This is a genomic window from Streptomyces sp. ERV7, from assembly GCF_001653515.1.
Lineage (GTDB): Bacteria > Actinomycetota > Actinomycetes > Streptomycetales > Streptomycetaceae > Streptomyces.
The window spans coordinates 1-15,715 of the sequence record NZ_LYOY01000116.1; the positions used below are offsets into that span (position 1 = coordinate 1).

Sequence of the window (15,715 nt, forward strand, 5' to 3'; positions counted from 1 at the left end):
CGCGGGTTCGATTCCCGTCACTCGCTCCATGACAAAGGCCCTGGTCCATGACCGGGGCCTTGTTTGTTGTCTGGACCCATCATCCAGAGATGGGGATCCGCGGGTCATCGATGTCGAGGACGATCTCGACTCCCGAGGTCGAACTAAAGGTGGCGACGTTTTCGGACAGCCGGATCCGGTCGAATGGGTTGGATTCCATAAAAAACATCGCCCAAATCAGCGCACGGTCGACAGTCAAACGGGCAATGAACCCCTCCGAACCGTACGAACCTTCGCCGCCCCACAGCAGCCCCTTCTCTCCCAGGTCTACGGCGGCAAGCCCATCGACCGAGGAGACCCGGGACGGGTCGCTTTCCAGCATCTCGTTGAGATCGAAGGGGGAGAGCACCGCGAAGCCCCTCGGTGCGGCGCGGTCGAGGGCTGCCTCGTAAGAGCTCCCGTCGGCGTAGTGGAGTGCATCCTTGATGGGGAGCTCAAAGTCTTCCCACAGGATTTCGATCGCGGTCATCTGTTCTTACACTTCCCGTTGCGCACGTGCTCTCGCCGGCCTCTCCCCGGAGTCCAGTCGGGGGAGGAACTGGCCCACCTGGTTCACAGTCCACCCCATCGCCTGAAGCGGGAAGGGGGGTGCCCCAGAGGGTGGTGTGGGGCACCCCCCTGCACGTCCAGGGTTTCGGAGAGCCCCAGGCCCGGCGGTCCGGGGCTTTTTTGTTGTCTGGGGCGGGTTCTGTAAGGAGTGGTAGGTACACTCCCCTCCATGAGTAAGAAGGAGGCACTCACCCGGGCCGCGGCCGATCTGCTCTGGGAGCGGGGGTACACCGGTACGAGTCCGGCCATGATTCTGGAGCGGGCTCAGGCGGGGCAGGGGAGTATGTATCACCACTTCTCCGGCAAGGCCGAGCTCGCCGTGGCCGCCATGGTGCAGATGAGTGATCAGCTCCGCGCCCGTACCGAGGAAGCGCTGGGCGGTGAGGGGTCGGCCGTCGCGCGGGTCAACGCCTTTCTCGACCTGGAGCGGGACCCGCTCGCCGGGTGCCGGATCGGGCGTCTGACGCAGGATCATGATGTCGTCAACGACGACGTCCTGCGCGCGCCCGCCGCGGAGTTCTTCAGCTGGGTCGAGGGGCGTCTGGCGGACGTGCTCGCGGACGGCGTTCGCACCGGGGAGCTCCGGGCCGGCACCCAGCCCGACATGATGGCCTCGTTGATCATCGCGGCGGTGCAGGGCGGGTACACGCTGGCCCGTGCCCATCAGGACCCGGCGGCGTTCCGGCAGGCGGTCGACGGGGTCAAGCAGGTCGTGGCGAATCTCGCGGCCGGTTCCGGGCGGGACTGACGCCGGGCTCGGGGCGTCCCCGGGCCACGAGGACGCAGGCGCTCGCGGCCAACCCCGCGGCCGTCAGCGCCCACCAGACGGCGGCCGGGCTCAGCGGGAACAGCAGGCCGCACACCAGCGGACCGGTGGCCGCCCCCAGGGAAACGCCCATCTGGCTGTACGCCGTTGCCCGTTGCTCCTGGCCCGGGTAGGGGAGGCCGATGGCGTAGTGGAGCAGGCCCGCCCAGCCCCAACCGCCGCCGTACGCGAGCAGGGCGCCCACGGTGAGCGCTCCGAGTCCCGGCCGGGTCAGGAGCGCGGTGCCCGCCGCGCCCGTCAGGAACAGCACGGTCAAGGCCGTCCAGGCCGCCCTTGGCGCCCTGCCGACCAGCCACCCCATCGCCAGGCGGACCGCGATGTTCAGCGCGGCGCCCGCGGTCGCCACCGCTCCGGCGGCCGACAGGGACACCCCTCGTGTCGTCAGCGCGAGCACCAGGAAACCGCCCAGGCCGTTCCCCACCATGGCGCCGAAGAAGCCCGCGCAGGTCAGGGCCAGGAGGAAGGGTTCCATGCGGAGGGGGGCGCCACCGTGCTTCCGTGGTGGCGACGGGTGCCGTGCGCCTGAGCGGCCTCGTCGTAGGAGAAGACCGCCGCCCCCGCCGCACAGCACCGCCGTCCCGGCGAACACCAGCCGCCAGCCGACCGGGCCCGCCAGCATGGGCATCGCCACACTGGCGAGCAGCGTGGCGGTCGGCACCGCGGCCTGCTTCAGGCCGAAGGCGAACGCGCGCAGCCGGGGCGCGCACCTCCGCATGAGCAGCGCGTTGGTGTGGGGTTGGGTGCGGCCATAGGCGTAGCCCCCTGCTGCCGAACTGAGCCAGAGGCCCGCGGCCGGAGCCGCCGCCGCGGTGAGCAGGCCCAGGCCGGTGGCCAACAGTGCGAGGGACAGCGTCCGTTCCACCGCTGGAGGTGGCGCGGCCCGTCTGCTCACGAAGGCGCCCGACAGGGACGCCAGCCAGTACACGGCCAGGACGGCCCCCATCCGCACCGGGCTCCAGCCGAGCTCGGCGCAGATCAGGCCGTTCGCCGCGCCGGGCAGGAACACCGGCAGCGAAGTGAGGACGGTGACCGCCGCGACCCCCGAAGCGGTGGACAGCCCCGCCGGTGGACGGCTCGCCGCGTCGGCCGTTTCGCGCCGCCGCGTACGGACCGGCACGCTCACGACGCGTTCGCCTCGACCCTGCCCGTGGGCCGTACCGCCCCGCAGGCGAGCAACTCCCGGGCCACCGCGTCCGCGTCGCCCAGTGACACGGAGTCCACTCCCGGCCGTACGCCCGCCGCCGTCGCCCAGTGCACCCCCTCCGTGGGGATGCCGAGCGCGAACCTCCGGGAGTGGGCCCGCCCGTACGCGTCCAGGAGGCGGCTGGGCCGTTCCGTCACCGCGAGCGCCCCGGTCTCGTACGGGTCGCCGTCCGGGTCGGGCAGGCGGTACGGCGCGGCCTGGCCCGTGTCGAGGAGGCCGCGCAGCAGCGGATCGGCGGTCGCGCGGACGTCCGGGTCCTGGATGCGGGCCTCTATGAGGGTGGTGACGTGGACCGGCGGCCCCGGCACCACGGACGACGAGATCAGGAAGCCGCCGGACTCCGGCGCCGCTGCCGCCCGCATTCCCGGCCCCACCGGCTCCAGGACACCCGCGCGGATCAGTGCGGCCATCTCCGCGATACGACGCCTGGGCGGGCCTATGGAGAGCGCGGCGTTGAACGGCGAGTACCAGCCGGTGAGTTCATCGCGATAGGAGTTCCCGGTGAGCCCCGAGTGATCGACCACCTGGCGTATCTCGTTCCGCAGATCACGCAGGGCGTCGAGAGCGGATTTGACCGGGTCGCCCACATTGCCTCCGCTCGCGCGTGCGCTGTCGCGTTCCAGGTGCTCCACCAGCCATTGGGCGAACTGCCGTGGCCCGAGCAGCGCTTGCCCGTCATAGGGGGTCTCGAAAGTCGCCCAGCTCCAGCGGTCGCGGTCCTCGATCCCGTACCGCCGCAACAGTTCCCCGCCCAGTGGGCTGTCCGCCCCGCACAGCAGACAGCACCGCAGGAATTCCTCCACGGCCTCGCCCAACGCACCGCGGCGGCGGAGCAGCGTCCGGTAATAGACGATCTCCACCTCCCGGGCGATCAGCGGCCATACGTCCCTGCGGAAGCGGACATCGCCGTGCGCGGCGGCGCGTTCGCGCAGCGCGGCGATCGTCCGGGGCGTGAGCAGCAGCGGCGCGTGGCGTTCGCCCAGGCCCTTCTGGTTGTCGCCGCGCGCCTGGTACGGGACGCCCCGGCGGGAGCCCGCGTACAGGCGCGGCTCCCGGCCCGAGGCGCGGTAGTCGAGGCGGCCCGCGCGCTCCTCGAACGTGCCGCCGCGGCCCTGGGTGAACAGCGCCAGGTAGTCGAAGAAGGTGAGCCCGAGGCCGCGCAGGGCCACCGGCTCCCCCGGGGCGATCGCGTCGAGGTCCACGTCGGCGGGGTTGCCCGGCGCGATGTGGCGTCCGGCCGGGCCGAAAGCGGGCGTGGATGCGGGCACGGACGCAGACGCGGGCGCTGCCGGAAGGTGACCCTGGGCCAGGACCACCGCGTCGACCACCAGCCGCTCGCCGCCCGCCAGCCGCAGCACCTGCCGCCCGCCCCGCTCGGCCAGCGCGACCGCCGTGTCCTGGTGGACCCGTACCGCCACGTGGCGCGGCGCCGTCTCCACCGTCCGCCGGAACGCCCACCGGAGGTACCGCCCGTACAGGGCGCGCGTGGGGTAGGAGTTCGGCCCCAGCGCGCGTGCCTGCGCGACGACGTCGTCCGGGTACCCCTCGGCCTCGCCGACGACGGCCATCAGGGTCGCCCACTCGTGGAGGTTGGGGCCCGGCACCACCGGGCCCGCGCAGGAGACGCTCGCGTCGGTGAACACCGTGATCTGCTCCGCGACCGTGTTCATCAGCAGGTGCGCGGACTGGTCCGTACGCCAGATTCGGCCCGCGCCCGCCGGGGCCGGGTCGACGGCGTGCACGGTCACCGGACGGGCTCCGGGATCCACCGCCGCGTTGGCGCACAACCGCTCCAGGACGATGAGCCCGCGCGGCCCCATCCCCACGATGCCGACGCTGAGCCGACCGTTCAACGCGAGCCCCACTTCTTCTGTTGTCTCCTGCTCGGGCAGTTGCCGATCCTAAGCCGAGCGCAAATCCATCAATGCGTCGCACGACCGATTGATTCATATGACACATAGATCCATTCATGCATACGCTGAATAAGTGGGTCGGTCAGCCTATTTCCCCCCTCGCAATTCCTCCGGATAGCTTTCTGAACCGGCGAGCGAGGGTTGCCCGCAAGGTCGGGTTCCACCTGGCCGCGCGAGCGTGGAGATGCAGAAATGCGCGGGAGCCTCCACGCTCGCGCAATCCCCGTCAACCGGCGGTCCCCTGCCGTCGAGGCAAGACCGCCGGCCCCCACTTTCCGCCTTCCGGACGGAGAATCCTCATGGGTGATTCCACCCCCATCAAGTACAAGCCCTACAATCGGTCGTCGATCAAAAAGGCGCCGCAATGGGAGCGCATACCGCACGACCTGCGCGAAGCGGTCGAGGTCGTGTCGCACGTCCTGCCGTTCAGGACCAACCAGTACGTACTCGACGAGCTCATCGACTGGGACCGCATCCCCGACGACCCGATCTACCGGCTCAACTTTCCGCACCAGAGCATGCTCGACCCGGACGACTTCGCGACCCTGCGCGATCTCCTGCGGTCGGGTGACAAGCAGCAGCTGGCCAAGCAGATCCACGTGGTCCGCTCGCGGATGAACCCGCACCCGGCCGGCCAGCTGACGCACAACGTGCCGGAACTGGACGGCGAGGTCGTCCCCGGGATCCAGCACAAGTACGCGCAGACGGTCCTCTTCTTCCCGAGCGCCGGGCAGACGTGCCACGCCTACTGCACCTTCTGCTTCCGGTGGCCGCAGTTCGTCGGGGAGGAGGACCTGCACTTCGCGGCCCGGGACGCGGCGGGTCTCGCCGCCTACCTCAAGCGGCACCCCGAGGTCACCGACGTCCTGATCACCGGCGGCGACCCGATGATCATGCGGACGGCCAATCTGGAGCGCTACCTCGAACCGCTCCTGGTGCCCGAACTGGCCCACATCCAGAACATCAGGATCGGCACGAAGGCCGTGGGCTACTGGCCGCAGCGCTTCGTCAGCGACGTGGACGCCGACGACCTGCTGCGCCTGTTCGAGCGCGTCACGGCCGCGGGCAAGCACCTCGCGCTGATGGGCCACTACAACCACCCGGCCGAACTGCGCCCCGCCATCGCCCAGGACGCCCTGCGGCGCATCACCGCGACCGGCGCCGTCGTGCGCATGCAGTCCCCCGTGCTGCGGCACATCAACGACGACCCGGCCGCCTGGCGTGAGCTGTGGACCACGGGCGTGAAGCTGGGCGCCGTCCCGTACTACATGTTCGTCGAGCGGGACACCGGCGCGCGTTCCTACTTCGAGCTGCCACTGGCCGAGGCGTACGACATCTACCGCACGGCCTACGCGGGCGTCTCCGGGCTTGCGCGCACCGTGCGCGGGCCGTCGATGAGCGCGTTCCCCGGCAAGGTCCTCATCGACGGCACACCGACGATCCGGGGCGAGAAGGTCTTCGCGCTGCAACTGCTCCAGGCGCGTCGCGGCGACCTCGTCCGGCAGCCCTTCTACGCGAGGTTCGACCCCGCCGCGACCTGGTTCGACCAACTCGAACCCGCCTTCGGGGAGCGCAGGTTCCTCTTCGAGGACGAGCCGTCCGCGACCGACTCCGTACTCGGCAAGCCGCTCGACCTCGTGGAGGCGTGAGGGACATGGCCGAGGACACGCCTCCTGTGTACGAGGTCCTGGCGCTCCGGTTCGGTACGCACGCCGACCGGCCCGCGCGGGACAACTTCCTTCTCGACGAGGGGCAGTTCACCCCGGGCAGCGACATGCCCATGGACTTCTATCTCTGGGTGATCCGAAACGACCGGCACTTCCTGCTCGTGGACACCGGGTTCAACGAGGAGATGGCAAGGCGCCGGGGACGCACCCTGTTCCGCTGCCCCGTCGACGCGCTGGCCGATCTCGGCGTGGCGGCCGAGGACGTCCCGGACGTGGTCATCACGCACATGCACTACGACCACGCGGGCAACCTGGACCGGTTCCCGCACGCCCGGATCCATCTGCAGGAGGACGAACTCCGCTTCTGCACCGGGCCCGCCATGCGCCACCACGTCGTACGCAAGCCCTTCGAGCCGGTCAACGTCAAGACGGCGGTCCAGGGGCTCTTCGAGGAACAGCTCGTCCTGCACCGCGGGGAAGCGGAGATCATCCCCGGCGTGACGGTGCATCCGGTGCCGGGCCACACGCCGGGCACCCAGGTGGTCCGGGTCCCCACCGCACGCGGCTGGGTCGTGCTGGCGAGCGACGCCACGCACCTGTGGGCGAACATCCGGCTGCGCAGCCCGTTCCCCATCCTCGACCACCTCACTCCGATGCTGGAGGGGTACGAGAAGATCGAGGCGCTGGCGGACGGCGACGACCACATCATCCCCGGCCACGACCCCCAGGTGGCCCTGCGGTTCCCCGCGCTCCCGGGGGCGTCCGACTGGGTGCGGCTCCATGAACCCGCGCTCGACGGCCCCCAGGCCGCCGCGGCGGCCGGTGGAGGGGTCCAGTGACGTCGCTCCAGGTGGCCGTCGTCGGTGTGGGCCCGCGCGGTCTCAGCGTTCTCCAGCGGATCTCCGACCTCGCGGACCAGCTGCCCGAGGGCCGCACGCTGGACGTGCACCTCATCGACCCCGGTGACGGCGGCCAGGGCACGCACTCCGCCCGCCAGCCCTCCCACCTGCTGACCAACACCGTCGCCAGCCAGGTGACGATGTTCACCGACGACCGGGGCCCCTCGTTCACCGAGTGGGCGCGGGCCGCCGGGTACCGGGAGTTCGACGGCGTCTTCCACCCGACCGGTGGCGCAGCGGGCGAGCCGCTGGGCGAGCACGCCTATCTGCCCCGGCAGATCCTCGGCGCGTATCTCAGCTGGGTCTTCGACCGGACGGTCCGGTCCCTGCCGCCGCGGGTGCGTGTCGTCCACCACCGCGACCGGGCCGTGGACATCGAGCGGACGGACGGCGACCGCTTCGTGGTCCACCTGGAGAAGGGCTTCGCCCTCCCCAGCGACTACGTCTTCCTCACCACCGGGCACGGCGAGCGGATCCCGACCGAAGAGGACCTCGCGTACGAGGAGTTCGCCCGGGAGAACGCGGACCGCAACCCGGCGCTCGTGTACTGCTCCACTCCCTATCCGGTCGAACGGCTCCAGGCGATCGCCCCCGGCTCGGCCGTCGCGGTCCAGGGATTCGGGCTGACCGCGCACGACGTCGTCTCCGAGCTCACGGTCGGCCGCGGCGGTACGTTCCACGGCTCCGGCCACGCCATGGAGTACCGCCCCTCGGGACGCGAGCCCCGGATCCTCCTCTTCTCCCGCCAGTGCCTGCCCTTCAGCGCGCGGGGGGTGAACCAGAAGGGGATCACCGGAGCCCACCGGCCGCGGTTCTTCACCAAGGAAGCGGTGCGGCGGGCGCGGGAGCGAGCGGCTCAACGGGGTGACTCCCGGCTGGACTTCACCGAGGACGTCCTTCCGCTCCTGCTGCGCGAGATGGGCTACGCCTGTCGCGCGGCGGAGCAAGGCTCCCTTCCGCCCGAGGAGTACGAGCTCACCCCGGCCGACCGTCGGCGGGTCGAGGAGATCCTCGACCCGCTGGGCGGCCTGGACTTCGCGAACCAGGACGCGTTCACCAAGTTCTTCGTGGACTACGTCGAGGACGACCTGGAGCACGCGGAGCTGGGCAACACGACGAGCCCGCTGAAGGCCGCCACCGACGTCATCCGGGACACCCGGGCGAGCCTGCGGGAGGCCGTCGAGTTCTCCGGGCTGACGCCCGCGTCCCACCGGACCTTCAACGCCCGGTACGTACCGGTCATGAACCGGGTCTCGTTCGGCCCGCCCCGGCACCGCAACCACCAGCTCCTGGCACTGCTGCGGGCCGGGATCGTGGATCTGGCCGGCGGCCCCGGGGGGCGCCTGGTGCTCGACCGGGACGCGGCACGGTTCGCCGTCCGCACCGACTACCCGGACGGCCCCGAAATCCGCCACGCCGACGCCCTGGTCGTCGCCCGGCTCGACGCGTTCCACCCCGAGCACGACAGGTCGCCGCTGATCGCCGGACTCCTGGGGCGCGGACTCGTCCGCCCTTACGCGAACGGCCCGTTCACGCCGGGCGGCATCGACATCGACGAGCAGGGCCGTCCGCTCACGGCGGCGGGCGAGCCGCTGCGCACCGCCTGGGCCGTCGGCTATCTCGTCGAGGGGCCGCGGTTCTACACCCACGCGCTGCCGCGCCAGGGAATGGCCTCGCAGTTCACCCTCGACGCCGACGCCGCCGTACGCGGCATGGTCGGGCACATCCAGCACCTGTACGACACCAGCCAGGAGGACGAGCATGCCGGTGCAGAGCGGACGTCAGTTTCCCTACCCGGAGTTCCGTAGGCGCCATGTGCAGGACCGGCCGGAGCCGGTCGTATGGCAGTGGGAGACCCTGGCCGAGGAAATCGAAGCGGCCGAGCACACGGAATACGGCACGGTCACGCTGGCCGCACCCGGAGGCGACCACGAGGTCGTTCCGGGAACGTCGATGACCTTCCAGTCCGTACGGCCCGGTGACAGCACCACGCCGCACACGCATTCCTGGTGGCATCTCTATTTCGTACGGTCCGGATCGGGTGTCCTCGTATTCGACGAGACCGCCGAGAAGGTCGCCCTCGGCGACGGCGACATCGTGCTGATCCCGGCGTGGCACGTCCACCACTTCGAGAACCACGGGGCGGACACGGATCTGCTGCTGCTCAACATGTCGAACCTGCCTCAAATGGCCGGTCTGCACAACAAGTTCTCCAAAGAAAACGCATAAGAGCACACGCAACAGGAGGCGGACATGGCGGACATGTTCAAGCGCATCGACCACATCGGTGTGGTCGTCGACGACATCACCGAAGCGAGGGCGCTCCTGGAGAGCCTGGGAATGCGGCTGGAACGGGCCGAGGAGGTACCCGCCCGGAACGTGAAGATCGCGTTCTACCACTGCGGGGACGGCCGGATCGAGCTCATCGAGCCCACCACGCCGGAGGCCCGCCGGCGCAGGCTGGGCGACGGCAACCAGGCCCGGCTGGAGCACATCGGCGTCGAGGTCGACGACGTGTCCCAGATGATGCGGGCGGTCCAGGGCCTCGGCATCGAGCTCACCACCGGCGAGCCCGTCCCGGTCGGCCCGAACCTCAACGCGTGGACGGAGCCCGGGACTTCGAAGGGGATCCAGTTCCAGCTGGTCCAGCGGGACGCCGTCCAGTAGGCCGGTGAGCGGTCCGCGGCGCCTCGCGTTGCGGTCTGTACATACTAGTAGCTACAGTCCTGGGTGTGGATTCCTTGAAGACGTCTCCTGCACATGACCAAAGGCGAGCCGGGACAGAGCAAGGCGCATCCAGACCCGACGGGCGCCGGTCGACGTGGCTGCTGATCTCCCTGCTCGGCGGCATGTTCCTCGGGAACGTGGACATCGCCGTCGTCAACGTCGCGATCCCCTCGATCCGCGATCGTCTGCACGCGTCCGGCGGTGAACTGGAACTCATCGTCTCGGGCTACACGCTCGCGTACGCGATGCTGCTGATCACCGGTGCGCGGCTGGGGGAGATCCGTGGGCGGCGCCGGACCTATCTGTTCGGACTCGCCGTCTTCACGCTGTCCTCGCTCGCGTGCGGGCTCGCTCCCGACAGCACCACCCTGGTGGGCGCCCGGGTCGTGCAGGGGCTCGGCGCCGCGCTGATGGTGTCCCAGGTCCTGACGGGCATCCAGGTCAACTTCGAGGGCGCCGCACGCCGACGGGCCCTGGGCACCTACACCGGTGTCCTCGGCGTGAGTTCGGTGATCGGGCAGGCGCTCGGCGGCGTCCTGGTGTCGGCCGACATCCTGGGCATGGGCTGGCGTCCCATCTTCCTGATCAACGTGCCGATCGGGATCGCCCTGTTCATCACCTCGTACACCTTCCTTCCCGCCGACCAGAGCACGGGGCGCGAGAAGCTGGACCTGCGGGGCGTCGGGCTGCTGTCGCTCGGCCTGTTCCTGCTGGTGACACCGCTGGTGCTGGGGCAGGACGAGGGCTGGCCGCTGTGGACATGGGTCTGCCTGATCGCGTCCGTGCCGGCCTTCGCCCTGTTCGTCGGGGTGGAGCGGGCCATCGCGCGTCGCGGCGGCGATCCGCTGATGAACGTCTCACTGCTCGCCCGCAGGCAGATCGCCCTGGCGCTCCTCTCCCAAGGCGCGACCCGGGCCGGGTACTTCGCGCTGCTGTTCGTCCTCGCGATCTACCTTCAGCAGGGGCTCGGCAAGAGCGCGGTGTACGCGGGACTGATCCCGATCGCGTGGGTGGCGACGTTCGCCCTGGTCGGGCCGGTGCTCGGGCGGACGGGTCCGCGCATCCGCAAGCTCGCGGCGCCCGTCGGCGGCCTGCTGATGGCGGTCGCGTTCGCCGGTGTGGCGGCCGGCGCGCAGGGCACCGGCTGGCTGATCGTCCTCCTCGGCATCGGAGGCGTCGGTTACGGCGCGGCGTTCAGCGGGACGCTCGCCCGTCTGACGGACTCCGTCGAAGCGCGGTACGCGCCGGACGTGAGCGGCCTGTTCAACACGACGCTCCAGGTCGGCGGAACGATGGGCGTGGCGGTCTTCGGAACCGTTTATCTGGGGCTCGTCGAACGCAGCGGTGATCCGCGGGACGCGTTCAGTACGACCAACGCGGTTCTGGCACTTGTGTCGCTCGCCGCGGCCGCGCTGATAGCACTCGCGGGAAAGGCCGAGGCGTCCAAGGCCGTGAACAGGGCAGCGCAGAGCTGATATTTCCCTTCCTCAACCCACAAGAAAAGCATGAACCGAAAAGAAATGGAGTTCGTACTGTGGATGTCATCCGTCACCCCGGAGACGCGATCAAGGGTCCCGAGGACCGCTTCTCCGGTGATGTGTGGCTGTGGCCGCGCATCGGCGCCACCGCCCACGTGGAAGTACGGAACGTGCTGTTCACGCCTGGCTCCCGCAGCGCCTGGCACCGGCACCCCGCGGGACAGGTCCTGCACGTCACCGAGGGCGTAGGGGTCGTTGGCTACCGGGGCGGCGAGCGCCAGGAGATCAGGGCGGGCGACACGGTCGTCTGCCACCCGGGCGAAGAGCACTGGCACGGCGCGGGCCCTCACACATTCATGACGCACATAGCCGTCACGGACGGTCCGACGGAATGGAAGGAACACGTGACGGAGGCGGAGTACCGGGACTGAAGCCCGGCCGGATGGAGCGTCGGCGCGGGGCCCCGTCCCCGCGCCGACGCTCCATTGAGAGGGGGAACTCCGCTGTTCCATCGGAGGGTTCGCGATTACTCGCCGATGACCCTTGGGAGAAATGAATAAGGTATCGTGCGCTCCCACAACCACGTGCTGTCCGACGGTGTAAAGGGCCCCTTGGCGGCATTACATATGCTGCTGTCCATGAGTATCGAGCTGCATCACTTGCGCGGGTTTCTGGCCTTGGCAGACGAGAAGCACTTCACCCGGGCCGCGAAGCGGATGAACGTGTCCCAGCCGACGCTCAGTCGCAACATCCGACGCCTCGAAGAGCTGGTCGGCCGGCGTCTGCTGGAACGGACCACGCGTCAGGTGGCCCTCACCCCGGCCGGTGAGGAGCTCTATGACCAACTCCGGGTCATCATTCCCCGCTTGGAGGCCGCGCTGCGGCCCGAGGTCCACGAAGACGTGTTTCGCGTGGGGTTCGCCTGGGGCTTTCCCACGGGATGGACGCAGGAGGTCATCGCCTCCTTCGAAGCGGAGACCGGGATGTCGGTACGCGTCCACCGCCATGACGCGAAACTCGCCGGAGTGGACCGCGGCGACGCCGACCTGGCGATCCTCCGAGGCCGTGTATCCGCCGCGAACATGCGGTCCGTCACCCTGCTGCGAGAGCGCCGGATCGTGGCGGTGTCGACGCGTTCGGAACTCGCCGGGCGGGAGGAGATCCGCTGGCAGGAGATCGCCGACCACCGGCTCGTGCTCAACGAGGTGAGCGGGACGACCGACTTGGCCGACTGGCCGTCGGACCGCCGCCCCAGCGTCTCCGTCGTCTGCCGCAATTTCGACGAGTGGCTGGAGGCCGTCGCCTCCAACAAGGGCGTGGGCGTGGTGCCGGAGTTCGTCGGGCGCCAGCACATCCACCCCTTCGTGTCCTTCCTCTCCGTCCCCGACGCCCCAAGCGTCCCTCTCAACCTGGTCTATCCGCAGCGCGGCGGACACCCGCTGATACGGCGCTTCGTGACGATGGCACAGGCGGCGCTCGGTACACCGCCGGGCGGTCCGGGGCCGACCGGTTACGAGGACTGATCAGAGCGGTCGAGGGTGCGGCGCGCCAGTACCTCCAGGCCCTCCGCGATGTGCTCCCTGCTCAGGCCCAGTTCGCGTTGGTGGCGGAACAGCTCGGGGGTCAGGGGGGCCAGCAGGTGGTCCGCGAGGTGGGCGCCCGGGTCGTGCAGGGGCTCGGCGCCGCGCTGATGGTGTCCCAGGTCCTGACGGGCATCCAGGTCAACTTCGAGGGCGCCGCACGCCGACGGGCCCTGGGCACCTACACCGGTGTCCTCGGCGTGAGTTCGGTGATCGGGCAGGCGCTCGGCGGCGTCCTGGTGTCGGCCGACATCCTGGGCATGGGCTGGCGTCCCATCTTCCTGATCAACGTGCCGATCGGGATCGCCCTGTTCATCACCTCGTACACCTTCCTTCCCGCCGACCAGAGCACGGGGCGCGAGAAGCTGGACCTGCGGGGCGTCGGGCTGCTGTCGCTCGGCCTGTTCCTGCTGGTGACACCGCTGGTGCTGGGGCAGGACGAGGGCTGGCCGCTGTGGACATGGGTCTGCCTGATCGCGTCCGTGCCGGCCTTCGCCCTGTTCGTCGGGGTGGAGCGGGCCATCGCGCGTCGCGGCGGCGATCCGCTGATGAACGTCTCACTGCTCGCCCGCAGGCAGATCGCCCTGGCGCTCCTCTCCCAAGGCGCGACCCGGGCCGGGTACTTCGCGCTGCTGTTCGTCCTCGCGATCTACCTTCAGCAGGGGCTCGGCAAGAGCGCGGTGTACGCGGGACTGATCCCGATCGCGTGGGTGGCGACGTTCGCCCTGGTCGGGCCGGTGCTCGGGCGGACGGGTCCGCGCATCCGCAAGCTCGCGGCGCCCGTCGGCGGCCTGCTGATGGCGGTCGCGTTCGCCGGTGTGGCGGCCGGCGCGCAGGGCACCGGCTGGCTGATCGTCCTCCTCGGCATCGGAGGCGTCGGTTACGGCGCGGCGTTCAGCGGGACGCTCGCCCGTCTGACGGACTCCGTCGAAGCGCGGTACGCGCCGGACGTGAGCGGCCTGTTCAACACGACGCTCCAGGTCGGCGGAACGATGGGCGTGGCGGTCTTCGGAACCGTTTATCTGGGGCTCGTCGAACGCAGCGGTGATCCGCGGGACGCGTTCAGTACGACCAACGCGGTTCTGGCACTTGTGTCGCTCGCCGCGGCCGCGCTGATAGCACTCGCGGGAAAGGCCGAGGCGTCCAAGGCCGTGAACAGGGCAGCGCAGAGCTGATATTTCCCTTCCTCAACCCACAAGAAAAGCATGAACCGAAAAGAAATGGAGTTCGTACTGTGGATGTCATCCGTCACCCCGGAGACGCGATCAAGGGTCCCGAGGACCGCTTCTCCGGTGATGTGTGGCTGTGGCCGCGCATCGGCGCCACCGCCCACGTGGAAGTACGGAACGTGCTGTTCACGCCTGGCTCCCGCAGCGCCTGGCACCGGCACCCCGCGGGACAGGTCCTGCACGTCACCGAGGGCGTAGGGGTCGTTGGCTACCGGGGCGGCGAGCGCCAGGAGATCAGGGCGGGCGACACGGTCGTCTGCCACCCGGGCGAAGAGCACTGGCACGGCGCGGGCCCTCACACATTCATGACGCACATAGCCGTCACGGACGGTCCGACGGAATGGAAGGAACACGTGACGGAGGCGGAGTACCGGGACTGAAGCCCGGCCGGATGGAGCGTCGGCGCGGGGCCCCGTCCCCGCGCCGACGCTCCATTGAGAGGGGGAACTCCGCTGTTCCATCGGAGGGTTCGCGATTACTCGCCGATGACCCTTGGGAGAAATGAATAAGGTATCGTGCGCTCCCACAACCACGTGCTGTCCGACGGTGTAAAGGGCCCCTTGGCGGCATTACATATGCTGCTGTCCATGAGTATCGAGCTGCATCACTTGCGCGGGTTTCTGGCCTTGGCAGACGAGAAGCACTTCACCCGGGCCGCGAAGCGGATGAACGTGTCCCAGCCGACGCTCAGTCGCAACATCCGACGCCTCGAAGAGCTGGTCGGCCGGCGTCTGCTGGAACGGACCACGCGTCAGGTGGCCCTCACCCCGGCCGGTGAGGAGCTCTATGACCAACTCCGGGTCATCATTCCCCGCTTGGAGGCCGCGCTGCGGCCCGAGGTCCACGAAGACGTGTTTCGCGTGGGGTTCGCCTGGGGCTTTCCCACGGGATGGACGCAGGAGGTCATCGCCTCCTTCGAAGCGGAGACCGGGATGTCGGTACGCGTCCACCGCCATGACGCGAAACTCGCCGGAGTGGACCGCGGCGACGCCGACCTGGCGATCCTCCGAGGCCGTGTATCCGCCGCGAACATGCGGTCCGTCACCCTGCTGCGAGAGCGCCGGATCGTGGCGGTGTCGACGCGTTCGGAACTCGCCGGGCGGGAGGAGATCCGCTGGCAGGAGATCGCCGACCACCGGCTCGTGCTCAACGAGGTGAGCGGGACGACCGACTTGGCCGACTGGCCGTCGGACCGCCGCCCCAGCGTCTCCGTCGTCTGCCGCAATTTCGACGAGTGGCTGGAGGCCGTCGCCTCCAACAAGGGCGTGGGCGTGGTGCCGGAGTTCGTCGGGCGCCAGCACATCCACCCCTTCGTGTCCTTCCTCTCCGTCCCCGACGCCCCAAGCGTCCCTCTCAACCTGGTCTATCCGCAGCGCGGCGGACACCCGCTGATACGGCGCTTCGTGACGATGGCACAGGCGGCGCTCGGTACACCGCCGGGCGGTCCGGGGCCGACCGGTTACGAGGACTGATCAGAGCGGTCGAGGGTGCGGCGCGCCAGTACCTCCAGGCCCTCCGCGATGTGCTCCCTGCTCAGGCCCAGTTCGCGTTGGTGGCGGAACAGCTCGGGGGTCAGGGGGGCCAGCAGGTGGTCCGCGAGGGGG

General features: G+C 69.8%; 15 protein-coding genes. 12 read left to right on the forward strand and 3 right to left on the reverse strand.

The window, feature by feature from the left end:
• Positions 1-79: 79 nt before the first annotated feature.
• Positions 80-508 (reverse strand): hypothetical protein, encoded by a 429-nt coding sequence (locus tag A8W25_RS31670; protein ID WP_067167997.1) that lies wholly within the window; start codon positions 506-508, stop codon positions 80-82.
• A gap of 249 nt (positions 509-757) precedes the next feature.
• Between A8W25_RS31670 and A8W25_RS31675 the strand changes: the two genes are divergently transcribed.
• Positions 758-1,336 (forward strand): TetR/AcrR family transcriptional regulator, encoded by a 579-nt coding sequence (locus tag A8W25_RS31675; protein ID WP_067167999.1) that lies wholly within the window; start codon positions 758-760, stop codon positions 1,334-1,336.
• Here the strand turns inward: A8W25_RS31675 and A8W25_RS31680 are convergent.
• Together A8W25_RS31680 and A8W25_RS31685 are read right to left on the reverse strand one after the other, a co-directional pair.
• Positions 1,290-2,537: an MFS transporter gene (locus tag A8W25_RS31680; protein WP_067168000.1), complete on the reverse strand. Its 1,248-nt coding sequence runs from the start codon at positions 2,535-2,537 to the stop codon at positions 1,290-1,292. The genes A8W25_RS31675 and A8W25_RS31680 overlap by 47 nt on opposite strands.
• Positions 2,534-4,471 (reverse strand): FAD/NAD(P)-binding protein, encoded by a 1,938-nt coding sequence (locus A8W25_RS31685; protein WP_234386796.1) that lies wholly within the window; start codon positions 4,469-4,471, stop codon positions 2,534-2,536. Before A8W25_RS31685 ends, A8W25_RS31680 begins: the two co-directional genes overlap by 4 nt.
• A 359-nt stretch (positions 4,472-4,830) precedes the next feature.
• Here A8W25_RS31685 and A8W25_RS31690 point away from each other — a divergent pair, with 359 nt between their 5' ends.
• The 11 genes from A8W25_RS31690 to A8W25_RS35380 all read left to right on the forward strand — a co-directional run bounded on the left by A8W25_RS31690 (position 4,831) and on the right by A8W25_RS35380 (position 15,583).
• The gene (locus A8W25_RS31690; RefSeq protein WP_067168002.1) at positions 4,831-6,180 is read left to right on the forward strand and encodes a KamA family radical SAM protein; all 1,350 of its coding nucleotides are present in this window, start codon (positions 4,831-4,833) and stop codon (positions 6,178-6,180) included.
• Positions 6,181-6,185: 5 nt separating this feature from the next.
• Entirely contained in the window at positions 6,186-7,037 is an 852-nt protein-coding gene (locus A8W25_RS31695; RefSeq protein ID WP_067168003.1) for an N-acyl homoserine lactonase family protein, read from the forward strand.
• A complete protein-coding gene (locus A8W25_RS31700; RefSeq protein WP_067168005.1) occupies positions 7,034-8,905 on the forward strand; it encodes an FAD/NAD(P)-binding protein in 1,872 nt (623 codons plus the stop codon). Before A8W25_RS31695 ends, A8W25_RS31700 begins: the two co-directional genes overlap by 4 nt.
• Entirely contained in the window at positions 8,859-9,326 is a 468-nt protein-coding gene (locus A8W25_RS31705) for a cupin domain-containing protein (protein ID WP_079126574.1), read from the forward strand. The genes A8W25_RS31700 and A8W25_RS31705 overlap by 47 nt, the downstream gene beginning before the upstream one ends.
• Before the next feature lie 24 nt (positions 9,327-9,350).
• Positions 9,351-9,764 (forward strand): VOC family protein, encoded by a 414-nt coding sequence (locus A8W25_RS31710; RefSeq protein WP_067168008.1) that lies wholly within the window; start codon positions 9,351-9,353, stop codon positions 9,762-9,764.
• Positions 9,765-9,946: 182 nt separating this feature from the next.
• Positions 9,947-11,299 carry an MFS transporter gene (locus A8W25_RS31715; protein ID WP_079126575.1) on the forward strand — a complete coding sequence of 451 codons (1,353 nt, stop codon included), beginning with the start codon at positions 9,947-9,949 and terminating at the stop codon, positions 11,297-11,299.
• 59 nt (positions 11,300-11,358) lie between these two features.
• Positions 11,359-11,733 carry a cupin domain-containing protein gene (locus A8W25_RS31720; RefSeq protein WP_067168010.1) on the forward strand — a complete coding sequence of 125 codons (375 nt, stop codon included), beginning with the start codon at positions 11,359-11,361 and terminating at the stop codon, positions 11,731-11,733.
• Between the two features lie 135 nt (positions 11,734-11,868).
• Positions 11,869-12,825, forward strand: a complete 957-nt coding sequence (locus A8W25_RS35370; protein ID WP_158942855.1) for a LysR family transcriptional regulator — start codon at positions 11,869-11,871, stop codon at positions 12,823-12,825.
• Positions 12,826-12,875: 50 nt separating this feature from the next.
• Positions 12,876-14,057: an MFS transporter gene (locus tag A8W25_RS31730; RefSeq protein ID WP_234386802.1), complete on the forward strand. Its 1,182-nt coding sequence runs from the start codon at positions 12,876-12,878 to the stop codon at positions 14,055-14,057.
• A gap of 59 nt (positions 14,058-14,116) precedes the next feature.
• Complete coding sequence (locus tag A8W25_RS31735) at positions 14,117-14,491, forward strand: cupin domain-containing protein (RefSeq protein ID WP_067168010.1); 375 nt, start codon at positions 14,117-14,119, stop codon at positions 14,489-14,491.
• Positions 14,492-14,626: 135 nt separating this feature from the next.
• Complete coding sequence (locus A8W25_RS35380; protein WP_158942855.1) at positions 14,627-15,583, forward strand: LysR family transcriptional regulator; 957 nt, start codon at positions 14,627-14,629, stop codon at positions 15,581-15,583.
• The last annotated feature ends 132 nt before the right edge of the window (positions 15,584-15,715 follow it).

What these genes read in the sequence shown, in the direction of transcription:
- A8W25_RS31670 (WP_067167997.1), bottom strand. Translation starts at nt 508, where the DNA reads ATGACCGCGATCGAAATCCTGTGGGAAGACTTTGAGCTCCCCATCAAG.
- A8W25_RS31675 (WP_067167999.1), top strand. Translation starts at nt 758, where the DNA reads ATGAGTAAGAAGGAGGCACTCACCCGGGCCGCGGCCGATCTGCTCTGG.
- A8W25_RS31690 (WP_067168002.1), top strand. Translation starts at nt 4,831, where the DNA reads ATGGGTGATTCCACCCCCATCAAGTACAAGCCCTACAATCGGTCGTCG.
- A8W25_RS31695 (WP_067168003.1), top strand. Translation starts at nt 6,186, where the DNA reads ATGGCCGAGGACACGCCTCCTGTGTACGAGGTCCTGGCGCTCCGGTTC.
- A8W25_RS31705 (WP_079126574.1), top strand. Translation starts at nt 8,859, where the DNA reads ATGCCGGTGCAGAGCGGACGTCAGTTTCCCTACCCGGAGTTCCGTAGG.
- A8W25_RS31710 (WP_067168008.1), top strand. Translation starts at nt 9,351, where the DNA reads ATGGCGGACATGTTCAAGCGCATCGACCACATCGGTGTGGTCGTCGAC.
- A8W25_RS31715 (WP_079126575.1), top strand. Translation starts at nt 9,947, where the DNA reads ATGTTCCTCGGGAACGTGGACATCGCCGTCGTCAACGTCGCGATCCCC.